This is a genomic window from Rhodococcus wratislaviensis (assembly GCF_900455735.1).
GTDB lineage: Bacteria > Actinomycetota > Actinomycetes > Mycobacteriales > Mycobacteriaceae > Rhodococcus_F > Rhodococcus_F wratislaviensis.
On the sequence record NZ_UAUI01000011.1, the window covers coordinates 369603 to 396279 of the forward strand.

Annotated in this window: 2 protein-coding genes; both read left to right on the top strand. The window is 70.7% G+C overall.

Annotated features, from left to right (window positions below):
• Complete coding sequence (locus tag DTA22_RS15475; RefSeq protein ID WP_112300003.1) at positions 1-25665, top strand: non-ribosomal peptide synthetase; 25665 nt, start codon at positions 1-3, stop codon at positions 25663-25665.
• Positions 25662-26675, top strand: a complete 1014-nt coding sequence (locus DTA22_RS15480) for an alpha/beta hydrolase (protein WP_174233808.1) — start codon at positions 25662-25664, stop codon at positions 26673-26675. Before DTA22_RS15475 ends, DTA22_RS15480 begins: the two co-directional genes overlap by 4 nt.
• Positions 26676-26677: the final 2 nt, after the last annotated feature.

The window sequence follows — 26677 nt, forward strand, 5'->3', positions numbered from 1 at the left end:
TTGGAACCGGCAGAATTCGCGGCTGGTAGCCCCGCCCGCATCGACACGAGTGTCAGCGACCACGATTCGCGACCCTTCGCGCTGACCGCCGCTCAGCGCGGTATCTGGTTTGCCCAGCACCTCATGGGCGACGTGCCGATCACGATCGCGCAGTACGTCGACATCGAGGGCGAACTGGACGTCGACGCCCTTCGCCGGGCCGGTCAGGCCGCTGCCCGCGAGATCGGTAGCGGCATGCTCCGCATCGTCGAGATCGACGGCGCACCGCTCCAGATGGTCGACTTCACCCTCGACGACGGGGTGGAGCATCACGACTTCCGGGCCGAGCCGAACCCCCACGCCGCCGCCCTGCACTGGATGCGCGCCGACTACGCCGCACCGCTCGACCTGCTCTCGGACCGGCTGATCCGGGGCGCCACGCTGCAGATCGGCGAGAACCACCACCTCTGGTACTGCCGCATCCACCACATCGCGCTCGACGGTTACGGCGCGATGAAGTTCATGAACCGCGCCGCCGAGTTGTACACGGCCGAGGTCCGGGGCGTGGAGCCGACGGCATCGGTGGCGGGCGACCTCCGGGACGTCTCGGCCGCCGAGGACGTGTACCGCGGTTCCTCCCGGTTCCGCACCGACCGCGACTACTGGGCGAACCGCTCCCGGGACCTTCCCGCCCCGACCGGCCTCGCGGGCCGCAGCGCCCCGGCGCGGGCCCGGTCGCGGTGGCACGGCGGCCCGGTGCCCACCGACATCGCCCGGTCCGTGGACCGGGCGGTCGAGCGCCTCGACTCCGCCTTCGCCGCTGTCGCCGTCGCCGCGACCGCCGCGTTCGTCGCCCGGATGACGGGTTCCGACGACGTCGTTCTCAGCCTGCCCGTGTCGGCCCGCACCAACGCCGTCCTGCGCCGATCGGGCGGCATGGTGTCCAACGTGGTGCCGCTGCGGGTGTCGATCACCCCCGGCACGACGGTCGGCGCGCTGGTCTCCGCCGTCCAGCTCGAGCTCACCGGCGCGCTGCGCCACCAGCGCTACCGCAGCGAGGACATCCGGCGCGACGCCGGTGCCGCCCGGGATCAGCGGGGCTTCTTCGGGCCCGCGATCAACATCATGAACTTCCACTCCGAGATCACCCTCGGCGAGCTCACCGGACAGTTCCACGTGCTGTCGACCGGACCGGTCGAGGACCTCTCCGTCAACCTCTACCCGAGTGTGGCGGGAAGCTCGTCGCGCATCGATTTCGAGGTGAACCCCGCCCTGTACGGGGAGGGGGAGCTCGCCGAACACCACGCACGTTTCCTCGACCTGCTCGCCCGGTTCGCCGGCGCGGACCCGGACGCTCGGGTCGCCGCCCTGGACGTGCTGACGGCGGACGAGCACGCACAACTCGTGCCTGCCGCCGGCCCGGTGGCCCCCGCCCCGATGCTGCTGGCCGAGCTGTTCGACTCGGGTGTCCGGGCGAATCCGGACGGCACGGCACTGATCCTCGACGGCACCACGATCGGCTACCGCGAACTCGACGAGCGCAGCACCGCGCTCGCACGACTGCTGCTGACCCGCGGCGTGGGCCCCGGGGATTTCGTGGCGGTGTCGTTCACCCGGTCCGTCGACTCCGTCGTGGCGGTGTGGGCCGCGGCGAAGTCGGGTGCGGCCTTCGTCCCCGTCGACCCGGCCTACCCGGCCGAGCGCATCGCCCACATGCTGTCCGATTCCGGAGTCACCCTCGGACTGACGGCAACCGCCCACCGTGACCTGCTTCCGGGTACCGCCGTCGAATGGCTCGCCCTCGACGACCCTGCGCTCGCGTCGGCGTGCGCGGAACTGTCAGTCACGCCGGTGACGGACGCCGATCGGCCGGCCCGGCTGACGCCCCACCATCCGGCGTACGTGATCTACACGTCCGGTTCGACGGGCACGCCGAAGGGCGTGGTGGTGACGCACACCGGCCTGGCCACGTTCGCCGCGCCGGCCCGGCCCGAGCTCGGCGTGACCCGCCACTCGCGGGTGCTGCGCTTCTCGTCGTCGAGTTTCGACGCGTCCGTGTTCGAAATGGTGCAGGCGTTCAGCGCGGGCGCGGCGATGGTGATCGCACCTCCCGACGTCTACGGCGGCGACGACCTCGCGGCCCTGCTCCGTTCTCAGCGGGTCACCCACATCATCAGTGCACCCGCGGTGCTGGGAACGGTGGATGCCGCCGGCCTCGACTCGCTCGAGGCCGTGGTCGTCGGCGGCGACGTGTGCCCGCCGGATCTCGTCGAGCGCTTCGGCAGCCGCTGCCGCCTCTACAACAGCTACGGTCCCACCGAATCGACGATCGTCATCACCATGACGGGTCCGCAGACCGACCCCGCGGCGATCACCATCGGCGGTCCGATGCAGGGCGCACGCGCACTGGTCCTGGACCGCTGGCTGCGGCCGGTGCCGCGCGGAGTGACGGGGGAGCTGTATCTCGGCGGCCCCGGGCTCGCCGAGGGATATCACGGCCGGTCGGGTCTGACGGCGTCGCGATTCGTCGCCGATCCGTTCGCCGCGGCCACGGGCGACCGCTTGTACCGCACCGGCGACCTCGTGCGGTGGGGCCGCGGCGAGAGCCCCGTCCTCGAGTACGTGGGGCGCAGCGACTTCCAGGTGCAACTGCACGGACTGCGGATCGAACTCGGTGAGATCGATGCGGTGCTGTCGGCGCACGAGTCGGTGGACTTCGCGGTGTCCGCCGTGCACGAACGTGAGGGCGGCACCTCGGTGCTGGTGTCGTACGTGCGGATCCGGCCGGATCACCGTTTCGATCCCGTCGCGCTGGCCGCGTTCGCCGGTGAGTTCCTCCCGGCGCACATGGTGCCGTCGCTGACGGTGCCGCTCGAGACGATCCCGCTGACGCCCGCGGGCAAGGTGGATCGCGGTGCACTGCCCACCCCCGAGTTCGGCACCACCGCAACGCCGTTCCGCGCGCCGTCGACGCCGATCGAGCAGATCGTCGCCGACGCGGTGGCCGAGGTGCTGCACGTCGGCGCGGTCGGCGTCGACGACTCCTTCTTCGCTCTCGGCGGCGACAGCATCGTCGCGATCCAGCTGGTGTCCCGGGCGAAGGCCGCCGGCGTGGCGTTCACCCCGCGGGACGTGTTCGAGCGCAAGACCGTTGCCGGGCTCGCCGAGGTCGCGGTCGAGCTGGCCGCGGCGCAGGAGCTGCGCCTGTCCGAACTGCCCGGCGGGGGAGTGGGCGCCCTGCCGCTCACACCGATCGGTCGTGACGTCCTCGGTCGCAGCCACGGGGACCGCGCCCGCCTCGACACCTTCTACCAGGCCGTGACGCTGACGGCGCCCGCCGACGTCGACCTGCCGCGGCTGCACCGGACCGTCGCGGCGATCCTCGACCACCACGACGCGTTGCGCTCCCGCCTCTCGGCAGACGGCCTGGAACTGGTGGTCGAGCCCGCCGGGTCCGTGCGTGCCGACGATGTCGTCACATACGTACGTACCGATTGCGTTCCCGCAACCGAACAATTCGACGCCCTCCTCGACACCGAATGCCGGGCCGCTGCGGGCCGCCTCGACACGGCCGCCGGCACGATGCTGCAGCTGGTGTGGGTCGACCCGGCCGACGCTCCCGGAACACTCCTGGTGATGGCCCATCACCTGGTGGTCGACGGAGTGTCGTGGCGGATCCTCGTGCCCGACTTCGCCACCGCCTGGGCGCAGGTGGCCGCCGGGCGCGCCCTCGAACTTCCGCCGGTCGCGACGTCCGCTCGCCGCTGGGCGCACGCCCTCGCCGAGACGGCGGGCACCGACTCGGTGACGGCCGAACTCGACGTCTGGCGGTCCATCCTCGACGGCCCGGTTCCGGCACTCGCTTCACGTTCGCTCGATCCTGCCGTCGACACGGGCGCGACCACCGGGCGGGTGTCCGCCGAGATCGGACCCGACGTCACCGCCGACCTCCTCACGACTCTGCCGACCGCGTTCCGCGGGGGCGCCACCGACGGCCTGGTGACGGCGCTCGGTCTCGCCTTCGCCGCGTGGCGCGGCGACCGCACACTGCTGTTGTCCCTCGAGGGCCACGGCCGCGACGAGTCCCTCGTGCCCGGCGCCGACCTGTCGCGCACCGTCGGCTGGTTCACCACCGCCTACCCGGCCCGGATCACACTGGACGCGCTCGACGTCGCGGACGCACTGGCAGGCGGACCCGAGGCCGGGCGGGCCGTGAAGGTCGTCAAGGAGCAGCTGCGTCGTATTCCAGGGAACGGCACCGGTTTCGGACTGCTGCGTCATCTCCGCGACGACAGCGGCGTGATCCTGAATGCGCTGCCCTCTCCGCAGGTCAGCTTCAACTATCTCGGACGCGTCGGCGCCGGCGACCTCCCGGACGCGGTGCGGGAGAACGGCTGGATTCCCGCAGCCACCCGCGTCGACCTCAATGCGTTCAGCGGCGCGGGACTGTCGGCCGCCTTCGTCCTCGACATCAATGCCGTGGTCGGCGACGACGGCCGGCTGACCGCCACGTTCGACTTCCCGTCCGGAGTGCTGACCGCGCCCGAGGTCGAGCGGTTGGCGGACCTGTGGCGGACGGCGCTCGAGGGCCTCGCCTCGCACGTGCGGGGCGCGGGCCCGGCCGGGCTGACTCCGTCCGACGTTCCGCTGGTGTCCGTGGGCCAGGACCGGATCGAGCTGTGGGAGAACAGCTACGGACGGCTCGACGACATCTGGTCGCTGTCGCCGCTGCAGTCGGGTCTGCTGTTCCACGCCGGCCTCTCCGCCGGCGCGGTGGACGTGTACACGTCGCAGATCCTGCTGGATCTCGGTGGCGACGTCGACGCGGGCCGGTTGCACCGCGCAGCGCAACGCCTGCTGGAGCGGCACGCGGCTCTGCGGACCGCGTTCGTCGACGACACCGACGGTGTCCCCGCGCAGCTCGTCCTCGATTCGGTGACTGTGCCGTGGCGCGAGATCCACCTGCAGGGGGAGTCCGGCGGGCTGGACGAACTCGTCGCCGCCGAGCGCGCGACGCGGTTCGACATGTCGGCACCGCCGCTCCTGCGCTTCGTGCTGGCACACGCCGGCGACCGGACGTCGCTGGTGATCACCAACCACCACATCCTGTTCGACGGATGGTCGATGCCGCTGTTCGTCAAGGATTTCCTGCTGCTGTACGCGTCGGACGCACCGATCGCGGCGCCCGCGCGCCCCTACCGCCGATACCTGGTGTGGCTCGCCCAACAGGACCGCGCCGGCGCGCTCGACGACTGGGCGGCCGCCCTCGACGGCTCCACCGAACCGACCGTCCTCGCCCCGCAGCACACCGGCCGCGGCTCGGCTCCCCGGGACGTCGACGTCCCGGTCACGGCGGAGCTGGCCGGACAGCTCACCCGGATCGCCCGTGAGCACGGCGTCACCGTCAACACGGTGATCCAGGCCGCGTGGGGACTCCTGCTGTGCGGCTTGCTGTCCCGTGACGACGTGGTGTTCGGCGCCACCGTGTCCGGACGTCCGGCCGATCTGCCCGGTGTCGAGGAGACGCTCGGGCTGTTCATCAACACCGTTCCCGTCCGCGTGCGCCTCGATGCGGACGAACCCGTGTCGTCCCTCCTCCTGCGGCTGCAGGACGAACAGGTGCGTCTGCTCGACCGGCACCACGTCGGGCTCACGGAGATCCAGTCGGTCGCCGGGCCGGGCAGTGCGTTCGACACGCTCACCGTGTTCGAGTCGTATCCCGTCGACCGCGCGGCCCTCGACCCGGACACCGACATCGCCGGCCTGCGGGTCCGCGGTATCGACGTCACCGACGCCACCCACTACCCACTCGCGCTCGTCACGGTGCTCGAACCGGATCTGCACCTCACGCTGGAGTATTCGGCCGACACGTTCGGCGAGGACGACGCCCGTCGGATCTCGGATCGATTCGCGCGGGTGCTGACGGCGATGACCCGGACGCACACCCCGGTCGGTGCCGTCGACCTGCTCGGGGACGCCGAACGCACCCTCACCCTGCAGGCGTGGAATGCGACCGATCATGCGGTCGACGCCGTCACTCTCGTCGATCTCCTCGTCGCCGCCGCGCTCCGCACACCCGACGCGGTGGCGGTGACGTTCGAACGGGAATCGCTGTCGTACGCCGAGTTCGAGGCCCGGGCGAACTCCCTTGCTCGCCACCTGATCTCGCAGGGGGTGGGCCCCGAATCCATCGTGGCCGTCACGCTGCGCCGGTCGCTCGATCAGCTCGTCGCCCTCCACGCCGTCGTCCGCGCGGGCGGGGCCTACCTCCCCGTCGACCCTGACCATCCGCAGGCCCGCATCGCCCACGTACTCGGCAACGCCCGCCCCGCACTGGTGCTCGCGACCGCCGCCGACACACGGGTCGTCCCCGACGGCCTGCGCCCGGTGCGCGTGGACCGGCTCGACCTGTCCACCGTCGCGACGGCACCGCTGTCCGACGCGGAGCGTCTCACCCCGCTGCGCGCCGACCATCCCGCCTACGTGATCTACACGTCGGGTTCGACGGGACGCCCGAAGGGCGTGGCGGTGTCGCACGCCGCGATCGTCAACCGTCTGCTGTGGATGCAGGACAGCTACCCCCTCGACGCGCGGGACGTGGTGCTCCACAAGACCCCGGCCACGTTCGACGTGTCCGTGTGGGAACTGTTCTGGCCGTTGACGACCGGCGCGCGGACGGTGATCGCCGAACACGGCGGGCACCGGGACCCGCACTACCTGTCCCGGCTGATCCACGACGAGGGTGTCACGACGCTGCACTTCGTCCCCTCCATGCTCGACGTGTTCCTCGAACACGCCGACACCGCGCGCTGCACCAGCGTGCGGCAGGTCTTCGCCAGCGGTGAGGCACTCCCGCGGACCACCGTCACGCGCTTCCACCGGCAACTCGGTGCCGCCCTGCACAACCTGTACGGGCCCACCGAGGCCGCGGTGGACGTGACGTTCCACCGCACCGAGGCGTCGGCGACCGGTCCGGTGCCGATCGGCGCGCCCGTGTGGAACACCCGCGTGTACGTCCTCGACTCCCGGCTCCGCCCGGTGCCCGTCGGTGTTCCCGGCGAGCTGTATCTGGCCGGCATCCAGCTCGCCCGAGGATACGTGGGACGCCCCGACCTGACGTCCGACCGGTTCGTCGCCGACCCGCTCTCGGCCGACGGCGGCCGCCTGTACCGGACCGGCGACCTGGTGCGCTGGACGGACGGCGGGGAGCTGGAATATCTGGGCCGCACCGACTTCCAGGTGAAGCTGCGCGGGCAGCGACTCGAACTCGGCGAGATCGAGGCCGTGCTCCTGAACCATCCCGACGTGGCCCAGGTGGCCGTGCTGGTGCGCGGGGACGGGCCGGCCGAACGCCTCGTCGGCTACGTCGCTCTCCGGCCCGGAAGCACCGCGGACCCCGCGCGGCTGTCCGCTCACGCGGCCGCGGAGTTGCCCTCCTACATGGTGCCGTCGGCGTTCGTCCTTCTCGACGCGCTGCCGCTGGGGCCCAACGGCAAGCTCGATCGCCGGGCACTGCCCGAGCCCGCGCTCGCGACCGCCGCGTTCGAGGCGCCGGCGACCGCCGCGGAGATCGCCGTCGCCCGGATCTTCGCCGACGTCCTCGGCGTCGCGGAGGTCGGCGCGACCGACAACTACTTCGACCTCGGCGGCAACTCGCTGACCGCGACGCGGGCCGTCGCCCGGATCAACGCCGAACTGGGCTCCGCGCTCGGTGTTCGGGAGTTGTTCGACGCCCCCACCGTCCGCGCTCTCGCCGCGGCGCAGACCGCGGACCCCGCCGGGCGCACCCACCCCGCCCTCGTCGCCGGCCGCCGCCCGTCGCGGCTGCCGTTGTCGCCGGCGCAGTACCGGATGTGGTTCCTCAACCGGTTCGACACCACGTCCGGCGCCTACAACATCGCCGCCGCGCTGCGGCTGACCGGACAACTCGAGGTCGGCGCGCTCGCCGCGGCCGTCGACGACGTGATCGCGCGTCACGAGGTTCTGCGGACCGTCTACCCCGACTCCGCCGACGGACCGCACCAGGTGATGCTCGACGCGACCACCGTCGACCTCGCACCCGTCCCCACCACGGAGCAGCACCTTCCCGCCGCCGTCGAAGACCTCGTGACCCGTGGCTTCGACGTGACGACGAACGTCCCGCTGCGCGTAGCCCTGCTCGGGGTCGCACCGGACGAGCACGTGCTGGTTCTGGTCACCCACCACATCAGCGCCGACGGCTGGTCGATGGGACCATTGGCGCGGGACGTCATGTCCGCGTACGTCGCCCGCGCGGCGGGAGCCGCACCCGAGCAGCCACCACTGCCCGTCCAGTACGCCGACTACGCCCTGTGGAAACTCGACGTCCTCGGCGACGAGGCCGACGCCGGATCGCTCGCCGCCCGGCAGATCGACTACTGGACGCACACTCTCGCCGGGTTGCCGGAGCGGATCGAACTCCCCACCGACCGTCCCCGACCGCAGGTCGCATCGCATCGCGGCGCAACCGTCGATTTCGCCCTCGACCCCGAGACCTACGGCGCGGTCACCGCACTCGCCCGCTCCGTTCGCGCGACCCCGTTCATGGTGCTGCACACCGCCCTGTCCGTGCTGTTGTCCCGGCTGTCCGGCAGCGCCGACGTCGCCGTCGGCACCCCGGTGAGCGGTCGCGGGGAGGCGGCGCTCGACGACGTGGTCGGCATGTTCGTCAACACCCTGGTCCTGCGCACACAGGTCGACCCGGCGCGGACGTTCCGCTCGCTCGTCGAACAGACCCGCGACACCGACCTCGCCGCCTACGCGCACGCCGACATCCCGTTCGAGCGTCTGGTGGAGATCGCGAACCCGGTCCGCTCGACCGCCCATCACCCGCTGTTCCAGGTGGTGCTGTCGATCGACGACGTCGCGCCGCCGCGCATCGACCTCCCCGGACTGACCGTCGCGGCACTCCCGCTCGACGAGGCCGTCGCCAAGTTCGACCTGCACCTGTCGGTGACGGAGAAGCCGGGCGGGTCGGGCGCCCAGGGCAGGTGGACGTTCGCCACCGATCTGTTCGACCGCACGACCGTCGAGGCGTTCGGGCGCAGGTTCGTCCGGATCCTCGCCGCCGCGGTGTCGGACCCCGCACTCGCCGTCGGTGACGTCGCACTGCTCGACGACACCGAACGCGCCGCCCTCACCACGCGGACCGGCCTGCGGCACTCCGGACGTCGCACGCTCCCGGAGATCCTCGACCACGCGGCTGCGGCAGGCGGCACGGCGCTGGTCACGGACGACGGCGAACTGTCCTACGCGGAACTGGACGCCCGCTCGAACCGGCTCGCCCGGGCTCTTCTCGCGCGGGGAGCCGGACCCGAAACGGTGGTCGCGGTGGCGCTGTCCCGCTCCGCACGGTCCGTGACCGCGGTCTGGGCGGTGGCCAAAACCGGCGCCGCGTTCGTGCCCGTCGATCCGGACTACCCCGCGGACCGCATCGAACACCTGCTGACCGATTCGCGCGCGGTCCTCGGCCTGACCGACTCCCGGTTCGCGGCGACCCTGCCCGGAACCACCGACTGGCTGCTCCTCGACGACCCGGAACTGGGTGCGGGCGCGTCCGCCGATCCGGTCACCGACGCCGACCGGGCCTTGCCGCTCCGCGCCGAACACCCCGCCTACCTGATCTACACGTCGGGTTCGACGGGAATCCCCAAGGGCGTCACCGTCACCCACGCCGGTCTCGACGCATTCGCCGCCGAGCAGGTGGAACGGTACGCGCTCGACAATCGGAGCCGGACACTGCATTTCGCGTCACCCAGTTTCGACGCATCCATTCTCGAATTGCTGATGGCATTCGCGGCCGGCGCAACGCTCGTGATCGTGCCGCCCGGCGTGTACGGCGGGGAGGACCTCGGATCCCGGATCCGCGACCGGCGGGTGACCCACGCCTTCGTCACCCCGGCCGCGCTCGCGACCCTCGACCCGAAGTCGCTGCCGGAACTCGGCACCGTGGTGGTGGGCGGCGACGCCTGCGATTCGGCGCTGGTCGCGAGGTGGGCACCGGGCCGGCGGATGTTCAACGCGTACGGGCCCACCGAGTCGACGATCATGGCGACGCTGTCGGGACCGATGACGGCGGGCGAGCCGGTGCGGATCGGTGCTCCGATCCGGGGAACCACTGCCCTGGTGATGGATTCGCGGCTGCATCCGGTGCCCGACGGCGTCGTGGGTGAACTGTATCTGGCGGGGCCCGCGCTGGCCCGCGGCTACCACGACCGTCCCGCGCTCACCGCCGAACGTTTCGTCGCGAACCCGTACGCCCCCGGGCGCCTCTACCGCACCGGCGATCTGGTGCGGTACACCCCGAGAGGTGAACTGGAGTACCTCGGCCGCGCCGACTTCCAGGTGAAGATTCGCGGCTTCCGCATCGAACTCGGCGAAATCGACGCCGCCCTCTCGTCGCACCCGAGCGTCGAGTTCGCCGTCACGGCCGCGCTTCCCGTCCGGGGCGACGCGACCGCTCTGGTGGCCTACGTGCTTCCCGCCGGTGAATGCGCCGTCGACCGGGCCGAGGTGACCGCCCACGCCGCCCGCCTCCTGCCCGGACACATGGTGCCGTCCACCGTGATGGTGCTCGACCGGGTTCCGCTGACTCCGGCAGGCAAGGTGGATCGCAAGGCCCTGCCCGAACCCGTCTTCGCGGTCCGCGAGTACGTGGCCCCGCGCACCGACACCGAACGGCTCGTCGCGGCCGCCTACACCGACGTGCTCGGCGCCGAGACGGTGGGAGCCGAGGACGACTTCTTCGACCTCGGCGGCAACTCGCTGAGTGCCACCCGGGTGATCGGCCGGGTCAACGAGTCGGCAGGCACGTCACTGGCAGTAAGGGTGATCTTCGACGCACCCGGCGTCGCGGACCTCGCCGCGGTGGTCGAAGCGGCCGAGCGCGCGGACCGTCCGGTGCTGGCAGACATCGAACGACCGGAACGTATTCCCCTGTCCGCGGCGCAGTCCCGGATGTGGATCCTCAACCGCTACGACCCCGCGTCGGTGGCCTACAACATCCCCCTCGTGCTCCGGCTGTCCGGCGACCTCGACACCGCCGCCCTCGGCGCGGCACTGCGCGACGTCCTGGAGCGCCACGAGGCGCTGCGGACCGTGTATCCCGAGTCGGCCGACGGCCCGTACCAGCGGATCGTTCCCCTCGACGACCTCGCGGTGGACCTCGAACCGCGCCGGTTGGACGACGAAGACCAGCTGTTCGCACTGCTGACCGCCGAGCTGTCCACCGGCTTCGACGTCACAGCGGCGGTTCCGTTGCGCAGCCACGTCTTCCGACTGTCGCCGGACGAACACGTCCTCGTCGTGGTGGTGCACCACATCAGCGCGGACGGCGCGTCGATGGGGCCGCTCGCCCGCGACCTGATGCTGGCGTACACCGCCCGCGCCGGTCACCGGGAGCCGGATTGGACACCGCTCGCCGTCCAGTACGCCGACTACAGTGTCTGGCAGCGGCAGCTTCTCGGCGTCGAGTCCGAAACCCACAGTGTCGCAGCGCGTCAGGCCGCATACTGGCGTCAACAGTTGCGCGGGGCCCCGGAGTTGCTCGAACTTCCCACCGACCGGCGACGGCCGGCCGTGGCATCGCTGCGCGGGGAGGTCGCGACGTTCCGCCTGGACAGCGCACTCGTCGAGCAGGCCAACGCATTCGGACGCAGCCACGGCGCCACCCTGTTCATGGTGGTGCACGCGGCCCTCGCCACCCTCCTCGCACGCCTTGCCGCGACCACGGACGTGGTGGTGGGCACTCCCGTCGCCGGCCGCGGCGAGCAGGCGCTCGACGACCTGGTGGGCATGTTCGTGGGGACTCTCGCGCTGCGGACCCACATCGATCCGGCGTCGTCGTTCGCGGAGGTGCTGGGGCATGTCCGGGAGACCGATCTCGCGGCGTACGGCTACGCGGATCTGCCGTTCGAGCGGTTGATCGATCTTCTGCAACCGGCTCGTTCCCAGGCGTATTCGCCGATCTTCCAGGTGGCGTTGTCGCTCGAGGACCAGACCGTGGACCAGCTCGCACTGCCCGGGTTGTCGGTGTCGGCGATGGATCTCGGTGTGGTGCCCGCGAAGTTCGATCTGCAGTTGACCCTCCGCGCCGACAGCGACGGAATGGCGGCGACGTGGATTTTCGCCACCGATCTCTTCGACCGCGACACGATCGACTCGGTCTCCCTCCGTTTCGAACGGATCCTGCGGAACGCGATCACCGAACCGGGTCGCGCGGTCGGCGATCTCGATCTGCTGGACGCCACCGAACGCGCCGGACTGATCGCGCGGCCCGAGCCGTCTGCCGTGGTCGCGCGCACGTTGCCCGACATCTTCACGAGCGGAGCCGGACAGGGCGGGATCGCACTCGTCTCGGAGGAGGGTGAACTCTCCTACGCGGACCTCGACGCGCAGTCGAACCAGTTGGCGCGCGTACTCATCTCGCACGGCGTCGGACCGGAAACAGTGGTCGCGCTGGCACTTCCGCGGACGGCGCGGGCCGTCCTCGCCGTATGGGCCGTGACCAAAACGGGCGCCGCGTTCGTGCCCGTCGATCCGAGTTACCCGCGCGAACGCATCGAGCACATGCTCTTCGACTCCGGTGCGACGCTGGGGTTGACCGACACCGCCACCGCTGCGGTGCTGCCGGCCGCCACAGAATGGCTGGTGCTGGACGACGCCGCACTCGTCACGTCGGCCGCACCGGTCACCGACCGCGACCGCGTCACGCCGCTGCGCCTGGCACACCCGGCGTACCTGATCTACACGTCCGGCTCCACCGGAACACCCAAGGGTGTCACGGTCACCCACACGGGGCTGAGCGCTTTCACCGCGGAGGCACGCCCGGAACTGGCCACCACCCCGCGGTCCCGCGTGCTCCGGTTGTCGTCCGCGAGTTTCGACGCCTCCGTCTTCGAGATGATCCAGGCGTTCAGCGCCGGGGCCACCCTCGTGATCGCACCGCCGTCCGTGCTGGGCGGCGAAGACCTCACCGCCCTGCTCCGCGACCAGCGCGTCACCCACGTGATCACCGCCCCGGCCGCACTGAGCACCGTCGATGCCAATGCACTCGACGACCTGCGCACCGTCGTCGTCGGAGGTGAGGTGTGCCCGCCGCAACTGGTCGAACAGTTCTCCCCGGGGCGCCGCTTCTTCAACAGCTACGGACCCACCGAAACCACCATCGTCGTCACCATCGGGGAACCGCTCACCCCGGGCGCCGACGTCACCATCGGCAGCTCGCTCGACGGCGCGCAGGCACTCGTCCTCGACTCCCGGCTGCGGCCCGTGCCGCGCGGTGTCACGGGTGAGCTGTATCTGTCCGGCCCCGGGCTCGCCCGCGGTTACCACGCCCGGCTCGGCCTGACGTCGGAACGGTTCGTCGCCAATCCTCATGGACCCCAGGGGTCCCGGATGTACCGGACCGGGGACCTGGTGCGGCTGCGGTCCGACGGGCAGCTCACCTATGTGGGCCGCGCCGACTCCCAGGTGAAGCTGCGGGGTCTGCGCCTCGAACTCGGCGAGGTCGAGGCCGCCCTGTCCCGGCACGGCGACGTGGTGGCCGCGGCAGCCTCCGTCCACCACCACCCTCGGCTCGGCGATCACCTCGTCGGCTACGTCGTGCCCGCGCCGGGGACCAGCCCCGACGTCTCCGTCATCCTGGCGGCGGCGGCCGAACTCCTGCCCCGCGCGCTCGTGCCGGCAACCGTCACACTGCTCGACGCCATTCCGGTCACCCCGGCCGGGAAGATCGACCGCCTGGCGCTACCCGCCCCGACGTTCACGGCGCGGACGGTGTTCCGAGCGCCTGCGACCGCGTCCGAACTGGTTGTCGCGCAGGTCTTCACGGATATCCTCGACGTCGAACGGATGGGGGCCGACGACAGCTTCTTCGAGATCGGCGGCAATTCCCTGTCCGCCACGCAGGTGATCGCCCGCCTGCGCGCGGCCACGGGCACGTCCCTGTCCGTGCGGTCTCTGTTCGACGCACCCACCGTCGCCGCGCTGGCCGCCGCCGTGGACACCGCCGGGCAGTCCGACCGTCCGGTGCTCGAGGCACGCCCGAGACCGGATCGGATTCCGCTGTCCCCGGCGCAGGCGCGGGTGTGGTTCCTCAACCGTTTCGACCCGGCGTCCGCCGTCGACAACCTGCCGCTCGGTCTGCGTCTGGCCGGGTCGCTCGATGTCTCCGCTCTGCGGTCAGCGCTCGGCGACGTCCTCGAACGGCACGAGGCGCTGCGCACGATCTATCCCGACTCACCCACCGGCCCGCATCAGGTCCTGCTCTGCACCGAAAAGGCGCTCCCGGACCTGACCGTGCTCGAGGTGAGCGAGAGCGAGGCGCTGCAGCGAGCCGTGGAATTCGCGAGCACGGGATTCGACCTCACCGTGGAAACCCCCCTGCGCGCCGGACTGTTCGCCGTGTCCGAGAACGAACATTTTCTCGTCGTCGTGATCCATCACATCGCCGCCGACGGATTCTCGCTCGCGCCGCTGGCCCGCGACGTGATGGTCGCGTACACCGCACGCGCGCAGCAGGACGAGCCCGCGTGGTCGCCGCTCCCGGTCCAGTACGCCGACTACAGCCTCTGGCACCGCGAACTGCTCGGCAACGAGGACGACCCCACGTCGCTCGTGTCCCGCCAAACCGACTACTGGGTGCGCACTCTCGCCGATCTGCCGGACGAACTCACGCTGCCCACCGACCGGCCGCGCCCGCGGCGACAGTCGCACCGCGGCACGGAACTGGTGTTCGCCGTCGACGCCCACACCCACGGGTTGCTGCGTGAACTCGCGGCCGCCCGCGACGCCAGCCTGTTCATGACCGTGCACGCCGCCTACGCACTGTTCCTGAGCCGGTTGTCGAACACTGCGGACATCGCAGTCGGGACTCCGGTCGCCGGTCGCGGCGAGCAGGCCCTCGACGAGCTCGTGGGCATGTTCGTCAACACCCTGGTCCTGCGGACCCACGTCGACGCGAACGCCACGTTCGGGGAGCTGGTGGAGCGCACCCGCGAAGCCGACCTGGGTGCGTTCTCGCACGCCGACGTGCCGTTCGAGCGGCTGGTGGAAGTACTCGATCCGGTCCGCTCCCAGGGGCGGCACCCGCTGTTCCAGGTGGCGCTGTCCTTCCACAATCTCGCCCCCGCCACGTTCGACCTGCCGGGACTCGAGGTCTCGACCGTCCCGGCCGAGCTGCAGACAGCCGAATTCGATCTGCATCTGACCCTCACCGAACAGGCTGAGGGCGGTATCCACGCGTCGTTCACCTACTCCACCGACCTCTTCGACGCCTCGACCGTTGCCACGTTCGCCGAACAGTTCACGCGCATCCTGCGGGCCGTGGCCGCCGACCCGTCCACGGCGGTCGGGGATGTGGCGTTGCTCGATTCGGGGCAGTACGACGAGCTGCTCGATATTCGCAACCGGACCGCACATCCGCTGCCCGAGGCCCTGCTGCTCGACGCCTTCGCGGATCAGGTTCGCCGCACCCCGGACGCGACGGCCGTCGTCTTCGAGGGCGAATCGCTGACCTACCGGGAGTTCGCGAACCGGGTGAACCGGCTGGCCCGGGTCCTGACCTCCGAAGGCGTCGGTCCGGAGTCGTTGGTGGCGTTGGCCATGCGCCGCTCCCTCGACCTGGTCGTCGGCATGTACGCCGTCCTGACCGCCGGCGGCGGCTACGTGCCCGTCGACCCGGACCATCCCGCCGACCGCATCGGCTACATCCTCGACGCCGCCGACCCGACCTGTGTCCTGACCACATCCCGGGACGCCTTCACGAGCGACAGGTCCGTCATCCTTCTCGACACCCTCGATGTCGATGGCGTTTCCGCAGCACCGCTGACGAAGTCGAGAGTGCACCCGGATGGTGTCGCCTACGTGATCTTCACGTCCGGTTCCACCGGCAAGCCCAAGGGCGTCGCCGTCACCCACCGCGCCATCGTGAACCAGATCGTCTGGATGCGTTCCGAATATGCACTCGACGCGTCGGATGTGTATCTGCAGAAGACGGCGACGACGTTCGACGTGTCGCTGTGGGGCTACTTCCTGCCCCTGGCCGCCGGCGCGACGCTGGTGGTCGCGGCACCCGACGGGCACCGCGACCCGCAGTACCTCGCCGGGTTGATCGATGAATACGGCGTCACCGCAACCGACTTCGTCCCGTCCATGCTGTCCGTGTTCGCGGGGTCCGTGGATCCACAGCAGATCGCTTCCCTGCAGCACGTGTTCGTGATCGGTGAGGCCCTGCCCGCCGCCACGGTCCACGACTTCGCCCGGATCTCCCCGGCCCGGATCCACAACCTCTACGGACCCACCGAAGCCGCCGTCTCCATCACCCACGCCGACGTCACCGACACCCCCCAGGGCGGCGCCGTCACCATCGGCACACCCGAATGGAACAGCCGCGTCTACGTCCTCGACTCCCGCCTGCACCCCGTCCCCACCGGAGTCCCCGGCGAGCTCTACCTCGCCGGCATCCAACTGGCCCGCGGCTACCACGGCCGCGTCGACCTCACCGCCGACCGCTTCGTCGCCGACCCGTATTCGAATACGGGCGAGCGCATGTACCGCACCGGCGACCTCGTCCGCTGGACCACCACCGGCCAACTCGACTACATCGGCCGCACCGACTTCCAGGTCAAATTCCGCGGCCAACGCATCGAACTCGGCGAAATCGAAACCGCCCTCCTCACCCACACCCAGGTGTCGCAGGCCGCGGTACTCGTCGTCCCCACCACCACCGGCGACCACCTCGTCGGCTACCTCGTCCCCACCACCGGCGCGAACCTCGACACCACGCACATCAGGGCACACCTCGCACAGGCACTGCCCACCTACATGCTCCCCGAAACCCTCCTCGTCCTCGACACCTTCCCCCTCGGCACCTCCGGCAAGCTCGACCGCAAAGCCCTCCCCGCACCCACATTCGAAACCCGCACCTTCCGGGCACCCTCGACCGACACCGAAACCACCGTCGCCCAGATCTTCGCCGACGTCCTCCGCCTCGACCGCATCGGCCTCGACGACGACTTCTTCGCACTCGGCGGCAACTCCCTCATCGCCACCCAGGTCGCCGCCCGCCTCGGCCGCGCCCTCGACACCCGCATCCCCGTCCGCGAACTCTTCGAAGCCACCACCGTCGAAGCACTCGCAGCACGTGTCGCCGTCCTCGCCGGCACGGGTGGCGGGACGGCACTCGTGGCCGCACCGCGACCCGAGCGAATCCCGCTGTCGCCGGCGCAGAACCGGATGTGGTTCCTGAACCGCTTCGATCCCGAGTCGGCCGCATACAACCTTCCGCTCGCGATCCGGCTGACCGGAACCCTGAACGTCGCGGCCCTCCACACCGCCGTCCACGACGTGCTGGAGCGTCACGAGTCGCTGCGTACCGTGTTCCCGGACAACGAGGACGGCCCCGTGCAGGTGATCCTGCCCGCAGACCGAGTCGACCTCGATCTCACCCCGGTCGACGTGACCACCGACGAACTTCCCGACGAGGTTCGCCGCACCCTGCACGGTGGCTTCGACGTGACCGCGGGAATCCCCATCCGGGGAAGGCTTCTGCGCACCGCCGTCGACGAGTACGTCCTCGTCATCGTGGTGCACCACATCAGCGGCGACGCCGTGTCCATGGGCCCGCTCGCCCGCGATGTCATGGTCGCCTACACCGCCCGGAGTGCGGGCCGTACCCCGGACTGGTCTCCGCTGCCGATGCAGTACGCCGATTACGCGATCTGGCAACATGCGGCACTCGGCTCCGAGACCGACCCCGAATCCCTGTCCGCACAGCAGATCCGGTACTGGACCGAGACGCTGTCCGGGCTTCCGGACCTGTTGGAGCTGCCCACCGATCGGCCGCGCCCGGCCGTGTCGTCGCAGCGCGGCGACACCGTGCGCTTCGATATTCCTGCGGCGACCGCCGTGGCACTCGAGCAGACTGCCCGCGATCACGGCGCCTCCGTGTTCATGGTGCTGCACTCGGCGCTCGCCGTCGTGCTGTCGCGGTTGTCGTCGACGTCCGACATCGCCGTCGGCACACCGGTCGGTGGACGCGGTGAGCAACACCTGGACGACCTGGTCGGGATGTTCGTCAACACCCTGGTTCTGCGTACCCACGTCGCGGCGCACGAGAGCTTCACCGAACTGTTGACGCGGGTCCGGGACACCGACCTCGGCGCGTACGGTCACGCGGACATTCCGTTCGAGCGGCTCGTCGACGTCCTCGCCCCCACCCGCACGCAGGCCCACACACCCCTGTTCCAGGTGGCGCTGTCATTCGAGTATCGGGGCGTCACGCGCTTCGAATTGCCGGGCGTGACCGTGGAACCCGTTCCGTTCGAGACGGACACCGCTCAGTTCGACCTCGCGTTGGTCCTCTCCGAAGGCGATTCGCCTGCCGGGTTGTCGGGTGCGCTGCGCTTCGCCACCGACCTCTTCGACCGCGGGACCGCGGAGGATTTCGCCCGGCGATTCGTCCGCGTCCTGGACGCCGCGGTGGCCGACTCGGGTGCGATCGTCGGCGACATCGACCTCCTGGACCCGGCCGAGTGGGCGGCGGCCCGCGTGCGGGGTGTGCCGTCGGCGCCCCCGGCCACCCTCGCGGGCCTGATCGACGCCGCCGTCCGGACCGATCCGAATGCGTCCGCGCTGTACTGGAGCGGCCGGGAGTACACGTACCGCGAGGCTGACGAGTGGTCCACGCGGCTGGCGCGGGTGCTGCTCGAGCACGGTGTGGGGCCGGAAACGTTCGTGGCCCTGGCTCTGCCGCGTTCGCTCGAATCCGTGCTGGCGGTGTGGGCGGTCGCCAAGACCGGTGCCGCGTACGTGCCGGTGGATCCGACGTACCCGACAGATCGCATCGCGCACATCCTCGCCGACTCGGGCGCCGCTCTCGGTGTCACGCTGTCCGGTGAGCGGGCGGCGTTGCCGGACACCGTCGCCTGGCTGACCCTCGACACCGCCGACGTCACCGCCCGGCATGCGTCCGCGAGCGCCGACCCGATCACCGACGCGGACCGGATCCGTCCCGTCCGCGTCGAGAATCCGGCGTACATGATCTACACGTCCGGTTCGACAGGTCTGCCCAAGGGTGTCGTGGTCACCCACGGCGGGCTGGCGAACCTCGCGGCCGAGCGTCGCGAGCACTACCGCATCGACGCGTCGTCCCGGTTCCTGCACAAGGCGTCGCCGAGCTTCGACATGGCCGTCGGCGAGATGGTGTCGGCGCTGAGCGCCGCCGCCACCTTAGTGATCACACCGACCGAGGTCGTGGGCGGCGACGAACTGTCCGACCTCCTGGACCGTCAGCGGGTCACCCACGCGCTGATCACCCCGGCGGTGCTGGCCACGATGGATCCCGGCGGACACCCGCAGTTGCGGGTGCTCGGTGTCGGCGGCGAGGCCTGCACCCCCGAACTGGTGGCCCGCTGGCAACCCGGACGCACCATGCTCAACGGCTACGGCCCCACCGAGGCCACCGACATCTCCACCGTCGGCGACCTCACCGCAGGCGCACCCGTCACCATCGGACACCCGGTCCGCGGCTTCGGCATCATGGTCCTCGACACCCGCCTGCACCCCGTCCCCGCCGGAGTCCCCGGCGAACTGTACGTCGCGGGACCGGCACTCGCCCGCGGCTACCACTCCCGGCACGGCCTCACCGCCGAACGATTCGTCGCCAACCCCTACGGCGCACCCGGCGACCGCATGTACCGCACCGGCGACGTCGTCCGCTGGACCGGAACGCACGGACTCGAATACTTCGGTCGCGGCGACAGCCAGGTCAAGATCCGGGGCAACCGGATCGAGCTGGGGGAGATCGAGTCGGCGGCGACCCGGCACGACACGGTGGGTCAGGCCGCCGTCGTCGTCCACGACACCCCGTCGGGTCAGCGCCTCGCGGCCTACCTCGTGCCTGCTCCCGGTCACGCACTCGACACGGACACGATCCGCCGCCACCTCGAGGACACTCTGCCGCCGCCGATGATCCCGGACGCCTACGTGGTGATCGAGTCGCTACCGGTGACGGTGAACGGGAAGCTCGACCGAGGAGCACTGCCCGAACCTGTATTCGTCGCCGTATCCGCACGGTTCCGGGCACCGGTCACCGACACCGAGAAGGTCCTGGCGGCCGTGTTCGCGGAACTTCTCGGCGCCCCGACGGTCGGCGTGGACGATTCGTTCTTCGGCCTGGGTGGCGACAGCATCGCGTCGATCCAGCTGGCGTCGAGGGCGAAGGCGCACGGCCTGATCATCTCGCCGCGGGACGTGTTCGAGCACAAGACCGTTGCCGGTCTCGCACAGGTCGCGGCCAGGGCCACCGACACCGAACCCGTCGTGCTGGAGGAACTCCCGGGCGGCGGAGTCGGCACGCTGCCGCTCACCCCCGTGATGCGTCTGGTCACCGAACGCGGCGGCACTCTCGACCGCTACTCGCAGTCGGTCGCACTGGAGTTGCCGGCGGGCATCGACCGGTCAGGTCTGCTCGCGACCCTGTCTGCCGTGATCGATCACCACGACATCCTGCGTGCCCGCCTCGTCGGCGACGACACCCTCGAGGTGGCACCGGCAGGCGCCGTCGACGTCGCCTCCCTCGTGCACCGGATCGACTGGGATCCGCGGACCGATCCGACCGAACCGGCACGGCGGGAACTCGATTCGGCACTCGACCGCCTCGACCCGCGGGCCGGTGTCATGCTGCAATGCGTCTGGCTCGATCCGGTGGGCGCACCCGGACGCACCGGCCGTCTGATCGTCGCCGCCCATCACCTCGTGGTCGACGGCGTGTCCTGGCGCATCCTGATCCCGGATCTGATCGCCGCGTGGGCGCAGATCTCGTCCGGTGGGGCCGCGACCCTCCCGCCGGTCGGCACGTCGATGCGCCGGTGGGCGCACGCCCTCACCGAGGACGCGCACACCCCGGAACGGGTTGCGGAACTGCCGCTGTGGCAGAGGGTTCTCGACGGTCCGGACCCGACGCTCGGGTCCCGGCCGTTCGACCCCGCCGTCGACGTCCTGGCCACGGTCGACCACGTGCGCGTCGAACTCGACGCGTCAGTGACGCGATCGCTCGTGACGTCCGTTCCGGCTGCCTTCCGGGGCGGCGTTGGCGACGGGCTGATCGCCGCGTTCACCCTGGCCGTGAGCGCCTGGCGGCGTCGCCGGGGGATCGACGAGCCTTCGCTGCTCCTCCAACTGGAGGGCCACGGACGCGAGGAGCAGGCGGCGCCCGGCGCCGACCTCTCCCGCACGGTCGGATGGTTCACCAGCGTGTATCCGGTTCGTCTCGACCTCGGCGGAATCGACGTCGACGCTGCCCTCGCGGGGACGGCCGACACCTCCCGCGCCGTCAAGGCCGTCAAGGAAGAACTGCTCGCGGTGCCCGCCCGCGGGCTGGGCTACGGACTGCTGCGCCATCTCAATTCCGAGACCGCCGCGGCGCTGCAGGAACTCCCGACCCCCCAGGTCAGCTTCAACTACCTGGGCCGGGTATCCGAGGCGGACATTCCGGAGGAGTTCGCGCACCTGGGCTGGACGCCCGCCACCGACATCGACGACCTCCGGGGCGTCGGCAACGACGACATGCCCGCTGCCGCCGTTCTCGACGTCAACGCGATCGTCACCGGCATCGACGGCGAATCCCGGCTGGCGGCCACGTTCTCGTATCCCCGGGAACTGCTGTCGGCTGCGGACGTCCGGGAACTGGCGGACCTGTGGACGAGCGCGCTCACCGCAGTCGCGGCGCACGTGGACAGCGGGCCAGCGGGCGGGCTCACCCCGTCGGACGTGCCCCTCGTCCTGGTGGGGCAGCGGGACCTCGAACTGTGGGAAGAGCAGTACACGGCACTGTCCGACGTCTGGTCGCTGTCGCCGTTGCAGCACGGACTCGCGTTCCACGCGCAGCTCGCTCAGGACACGGTGGACGTCTACACGACGCAGACGGTGCTCGAACTCGGCGGCGTCGTGGACGCCGATCGGATGCGTGCGGCGATCTCCGCGTTGCTCGACCGGCACGCGAACCTGCGCACCGCGTTCGTCGGCGCGACCACGGGTGAGCTCGTGCAGGTGGTGCTCGACAGCGTGGAGATTCCCTGGAGCGCCGTCGATCTCGGGGCAATGGACGAGTCCGCCCGAGTGGCGGCGCGGGACGAGGCGCTCGCCGCCGACCGCGAACGCCGATTCGACCTCGCGTCGCCCCCGCTCCTGCGGTTCACGCTGATCGACCACGGCGACGGCCACCACGCCCTCGCCGTGACCCTGCACCACATCCTCGTCGACGGCTGGTCCATGCCGCTGCTGCTGAAGGAACTCCTCGTCCTGTACGCCACCCGGGGTGACGTGTCCGTCCTGCCGCGGGTGCCGTCGTACCGCGCGTTCCTGTCGTGGCTGGCGTCGCGCAACCGGGCAGCCTCCCGGGAAGTGTGGGCCGAGGCGCTCGCCGGCGTCGAGCAGCCGACCCTCGTCGCCTCCGACGGTCCCGGACTACCTGGGCCCGCAACGGTGGCGGCGGTGGATGCGGATGCCGGACCCGGCCTGTCCGCGCAGCTCACCGCGCTCGGCGCGGAACTGGGTGTCACGCTCAACACGCTCGTCCAGACGGCGTGGGGAATCCTGCTGTCCCGCATGCTCGGCCGCGACGACATCGTGTTCGGGGCGACGGTATCGGGCCGCCCGTCGGAACTCGAGGGCGTCGAGTCGATGGTCGGCCTGTTCATCAACACCCTGCCCGTGCGGGTACGTGTCGACCCGGACGAGTCCGCGGCCGGCCTCCTGATCCGCGTGCAGCGCGAACAGGCGACTCTGCTCGATCATCATTACCTCGGCCTGAGCGACGTGCAGCAGACCGCCGGCAGCGGCGCCCTGTTCGACACGCTGACGGTGTTCGAGTCGTATCCCGTGGATGCCGCCGCGCTGGCCGAGGTGACGTCGATCGACGGCATGACCGTCCTCGGTGTGTCCGGCGAGGAAGCCACCCATTACCCGCTCACCCTCACGGTGTTCGCCGACGACGGATTGCGGTTCACGCTGAGGTATCGAACCGACGCGTTCGACGCGACCTCCGTGACCGCGCTCCGCGCACGGCTGCTGAAGGTTCTCGCTGCGCTGGTGGCCGACCCCGCCGCACCGATCGGTCGCATCGAGATCCTCGATCCCGACGAACGCGCGGCACTCGCTCCCGTCCGTGGTCTGCCGACCGCGGCGCCGGCCACGCTCGCCGGGATCATCGACGCCGCCGCGAGTACCGCCCCGGACCGGGTCGCGCTGTCCTGGAAGGGTCGCGACTGGACGTACCGCGAGGCCGACGCCTGGTCGAACCGTCTGGCCCGGCTGCTGCTCGCGCAGGGCGTGGGACCCGAGGCGTTCGTCGCCGTGGCGTTGTCGCGGTCGGTGGAATCGGTGCTGTCGGTGTGGGCAGTGGCCAAGACGGGAGCCGCGTATCTCCCTGTCGACCCGACCTACCCGACGGACCGCATCGACCACATGCTGTTCGACTCGGGCGCCCACATCGGCATCACCGCCGCCGGCGATCGGGATGCCCTGCCGGACAGCGTGTCCTGGCTCGTTCTCGACGAACTCGCGGACGCACTCGATGCCGCCCCTGCCACCCCGGTGACCGATGCGGAACGCGCGCGTCCCGTGCGCGTCGAGAACCCGGCGTACATGATCTACACGTCCGGCTCCACCGGGCGGCCCAAGGGTGTTGTCGTCACCCACGGCGGGCTGGCGAACCTCGCAGCCGAACGGCGCGAGCACTACCGCATCGACGCGTCGTCCCGGTTCCTGCACAACACGTCGCCCAGCTTCGACATGGCGGTGGGCGAGATGATGTCCGCCCTTTCCGCCGCAGCGACTCTGGTGATCACCCCACCGAGCGTGATCGGCGGGGAGGAACTGGCGGCCTTCGTCCGCGGCGAGCGCGTGACGCATGCGTTGATCACCCCGGCGATGCTGTCGTCGATCGACCCTGCGGGGCTGGAGGATCTGCGCGTCCTCGGTGTCGGCGGCGAGGCGTGCACCCCCGAACTGGTGGCCCGCTGGCAACCCGGACGCACCATGCTCAACGGGTACGGCCCCACCGAGGCCACCGACATCTCCACCGTCGGCGATCTCACCGCCGGAGCGCCCGTCACCATCGGGCACCCGGTCCGCGGCTTCGAGATCATGGTCCTCGACACCCGCCTGCGCCCCGTCCCCGCCGGAGTCCCCGGCGAACTGTACGTCGCGGGACCGGCACTCGCCCGCGGCTACCACTCCCGGCACGGCCTCACCGCCGAACGATTCGTCGCCAACCCCTACGGCGCACCCGGCGACCGCATGTACCGCACCGGCGATGTCGTCCGCTGGACCGGAACGGGAGAGCTCGAATACAGCGGCCGCTCGGATCATCAGGTCAAGATCCGCGGCTACCGCATCGAACTCGGTGAGATCGACGCCGCTGTGCTGGAACACCCCGACGTCGACTACGTGATCACGCTCGGCCGCCGCGGCCCGTCCGGCGACACCGTGCTCGTGTCGTACGTGGTGCCCGCCGCGGGATCTGCCCCGGACCCCGCGCGGGTGCGCGCGTTCGTGTCGGAGTTCCTGCCGACGCACATGGTGCCGTCGGCGGTGGTGTGCATCGATTCCGTCCCGCTCACCCCCACCGGGAAGCTCGACGCCGATGCGCTGCCGCGCCCCGATTTCGTTGCCGCCGAATACCGTCGGCCGGCCGAGGGGAACGAGAACACGGTCGCGTCGGTCTTCGCCGAAGTCCTCGGCGTCGACCGGGTCGGCGCCGACGACAACTTCTTCGACCTCGGTGGCACGTCGCTGTCGGCGATGCGGGCGGTGAGCCGTCTGCGGGCGAGCAGCGACGTGACCGTGTCGCTGCAGTGGCTGATGACCGAGCCGACACCCGCCGCGATCGCCGCGCGCATGGACGCGGCCGACGGCGACACCGGGGACACCGCCCTCGACGTGGTCTTCCCGATCCGCACGGGCGGTGCCGGTATGCCGATGTTCTGGATCCACCCGATCAGCGGACTGTCCTGGTGTTACACGGGATTCGCCGAACACATCGACGAAAACCGGCCCGTCTTCGGCATCCAGACTCCGGCCGTCACCGGGGAAGAGCTGCCCGGCTCGATCGAGGAACTCGCCGCCCGGTACATCGCCGAGGTGCGGAGGATCCAGCCGGACGGTCCCTACGACCTGGCCGGCTGGTCGATCGGCGGCGTCGTCGCCCACGCGATGGCGGTGCAACTGCAGCAGGCGGGGGATTCGGTCGGTTCACTGGTGATGCTCGACAGCTTCGCGGAAAGGCAGCAACCGCAGGACACCGGTGAGGCGACGGTGCCCGCGGAGGGTGCGGACACGGTGGCCGCGTTGTCGGCCCTGAGCCCCGAGCACGTGCACCGCCTGACCGCGGCCGCGCACCACAACGCCGGCCTCATGCGCGACTACCGGCCCGGATTGTTCGACGGCGACGTGCTGTTCTTCACGGCGGCGCACGACGATCCGACGCTGCGGCGCGCGGTCGGCACCTGGCGTCCCTGGGTGAACGGACGGATCACGAATCACCCTGTGGAATCGAACCATTGGCAGATCACCGAACCCGCCGCGGTCCGGGTGATCGGCCCACTGCTCGCCGAATACCTCACCCACGGCGTGCATCACGCTTCGAGAATGGAGATCGACCGATGAGACTGTTCACCGCGGGGGTGGCCACCGTCGCCGCGTTGCTCGGCCTGCCCGGGCCCGTGGCGACGGCCGAGCCCGCCGACGGCGGTGCGGTGGTGGCGCCGAGCACGTCCGGCAGCCTCGGCCGGATCGAGAAGGTCGACGACCGCCGCTGGAACGTCTTCGTGTACTCGCCGTCGATGAACGAGGTCGTGGAACTGCAGGTGCTGCGCCCCGCCGACACCAGCGTCCCGCGTCCCACGCTGTATCTGCTGAACGGAGCGGGTGCCGGTGAGGACGGCGCCAACTGGATTCGGCAGACCGACATCGTCGACTTCTTCGCCGACAAGAACGCCAACGTCGTGATCCCCGTCGGCGGCTACATCAGCTATTACACCGACTGGCGCAGCGACGATCCCGTCCTCGGACGGAACAAATGGCAGACGTTCCTCACCGAGGAACTGCCGCCGGTGCTGGACACCGCGCTCGGCGCCAACGGGGTGAACGCGATCGGCGGGCTGTCGATGTCGGCCGGTTCGGTGATCGACCTCGCGGTCCAGGCGCCGGGCCTGTACCGGGGTGTCGCGTCGTACAGCGGTTGCGCGATGACCAGTGATCCGATCGGGCAGAACCTCGTCCGGCTGGTGGTCGAGGTGGTGGGCGGCGGCGACACCGAGAACATGTGGGGTCCCACCGACGACCCGGCCTGGGCGGCACACGACCCCTACGTCAACGCGGACAAGCTCCGCGGGCTCGAGCTGTACATCTCCAACGCGAGTGGACTGCCCGGACCGTACGAATCCCTCGGCGCCGTCCGTCCCGCCGGGGCGCCGCCGCTCCCGGACCAGATCGTGATCGGCGGCGTCATCGAGGCGGCGACGAACTACTGCACGCACCGGCTGGTGGACCGGCTCGACACGCTCGGCATCCCCGCGACCGTCGACTTCCGGGACACCGGCACACATTCGTGGGGGTACTGGCAGGACGCCCTGCATGAATCGTGGCCCGTGCTCGCCCGAGCCCTCGATATGTGAGC

Excerpts from the sequence above, each read along its gene's own strand:
- DTA22_RS15480 (WP_174233808.1), top strand. The coding sequence starts at position 25,662 with ATGAGACTGTTCACCGCGGGGGTGGCCACCGTCGCCGCGTTGCTCGGC.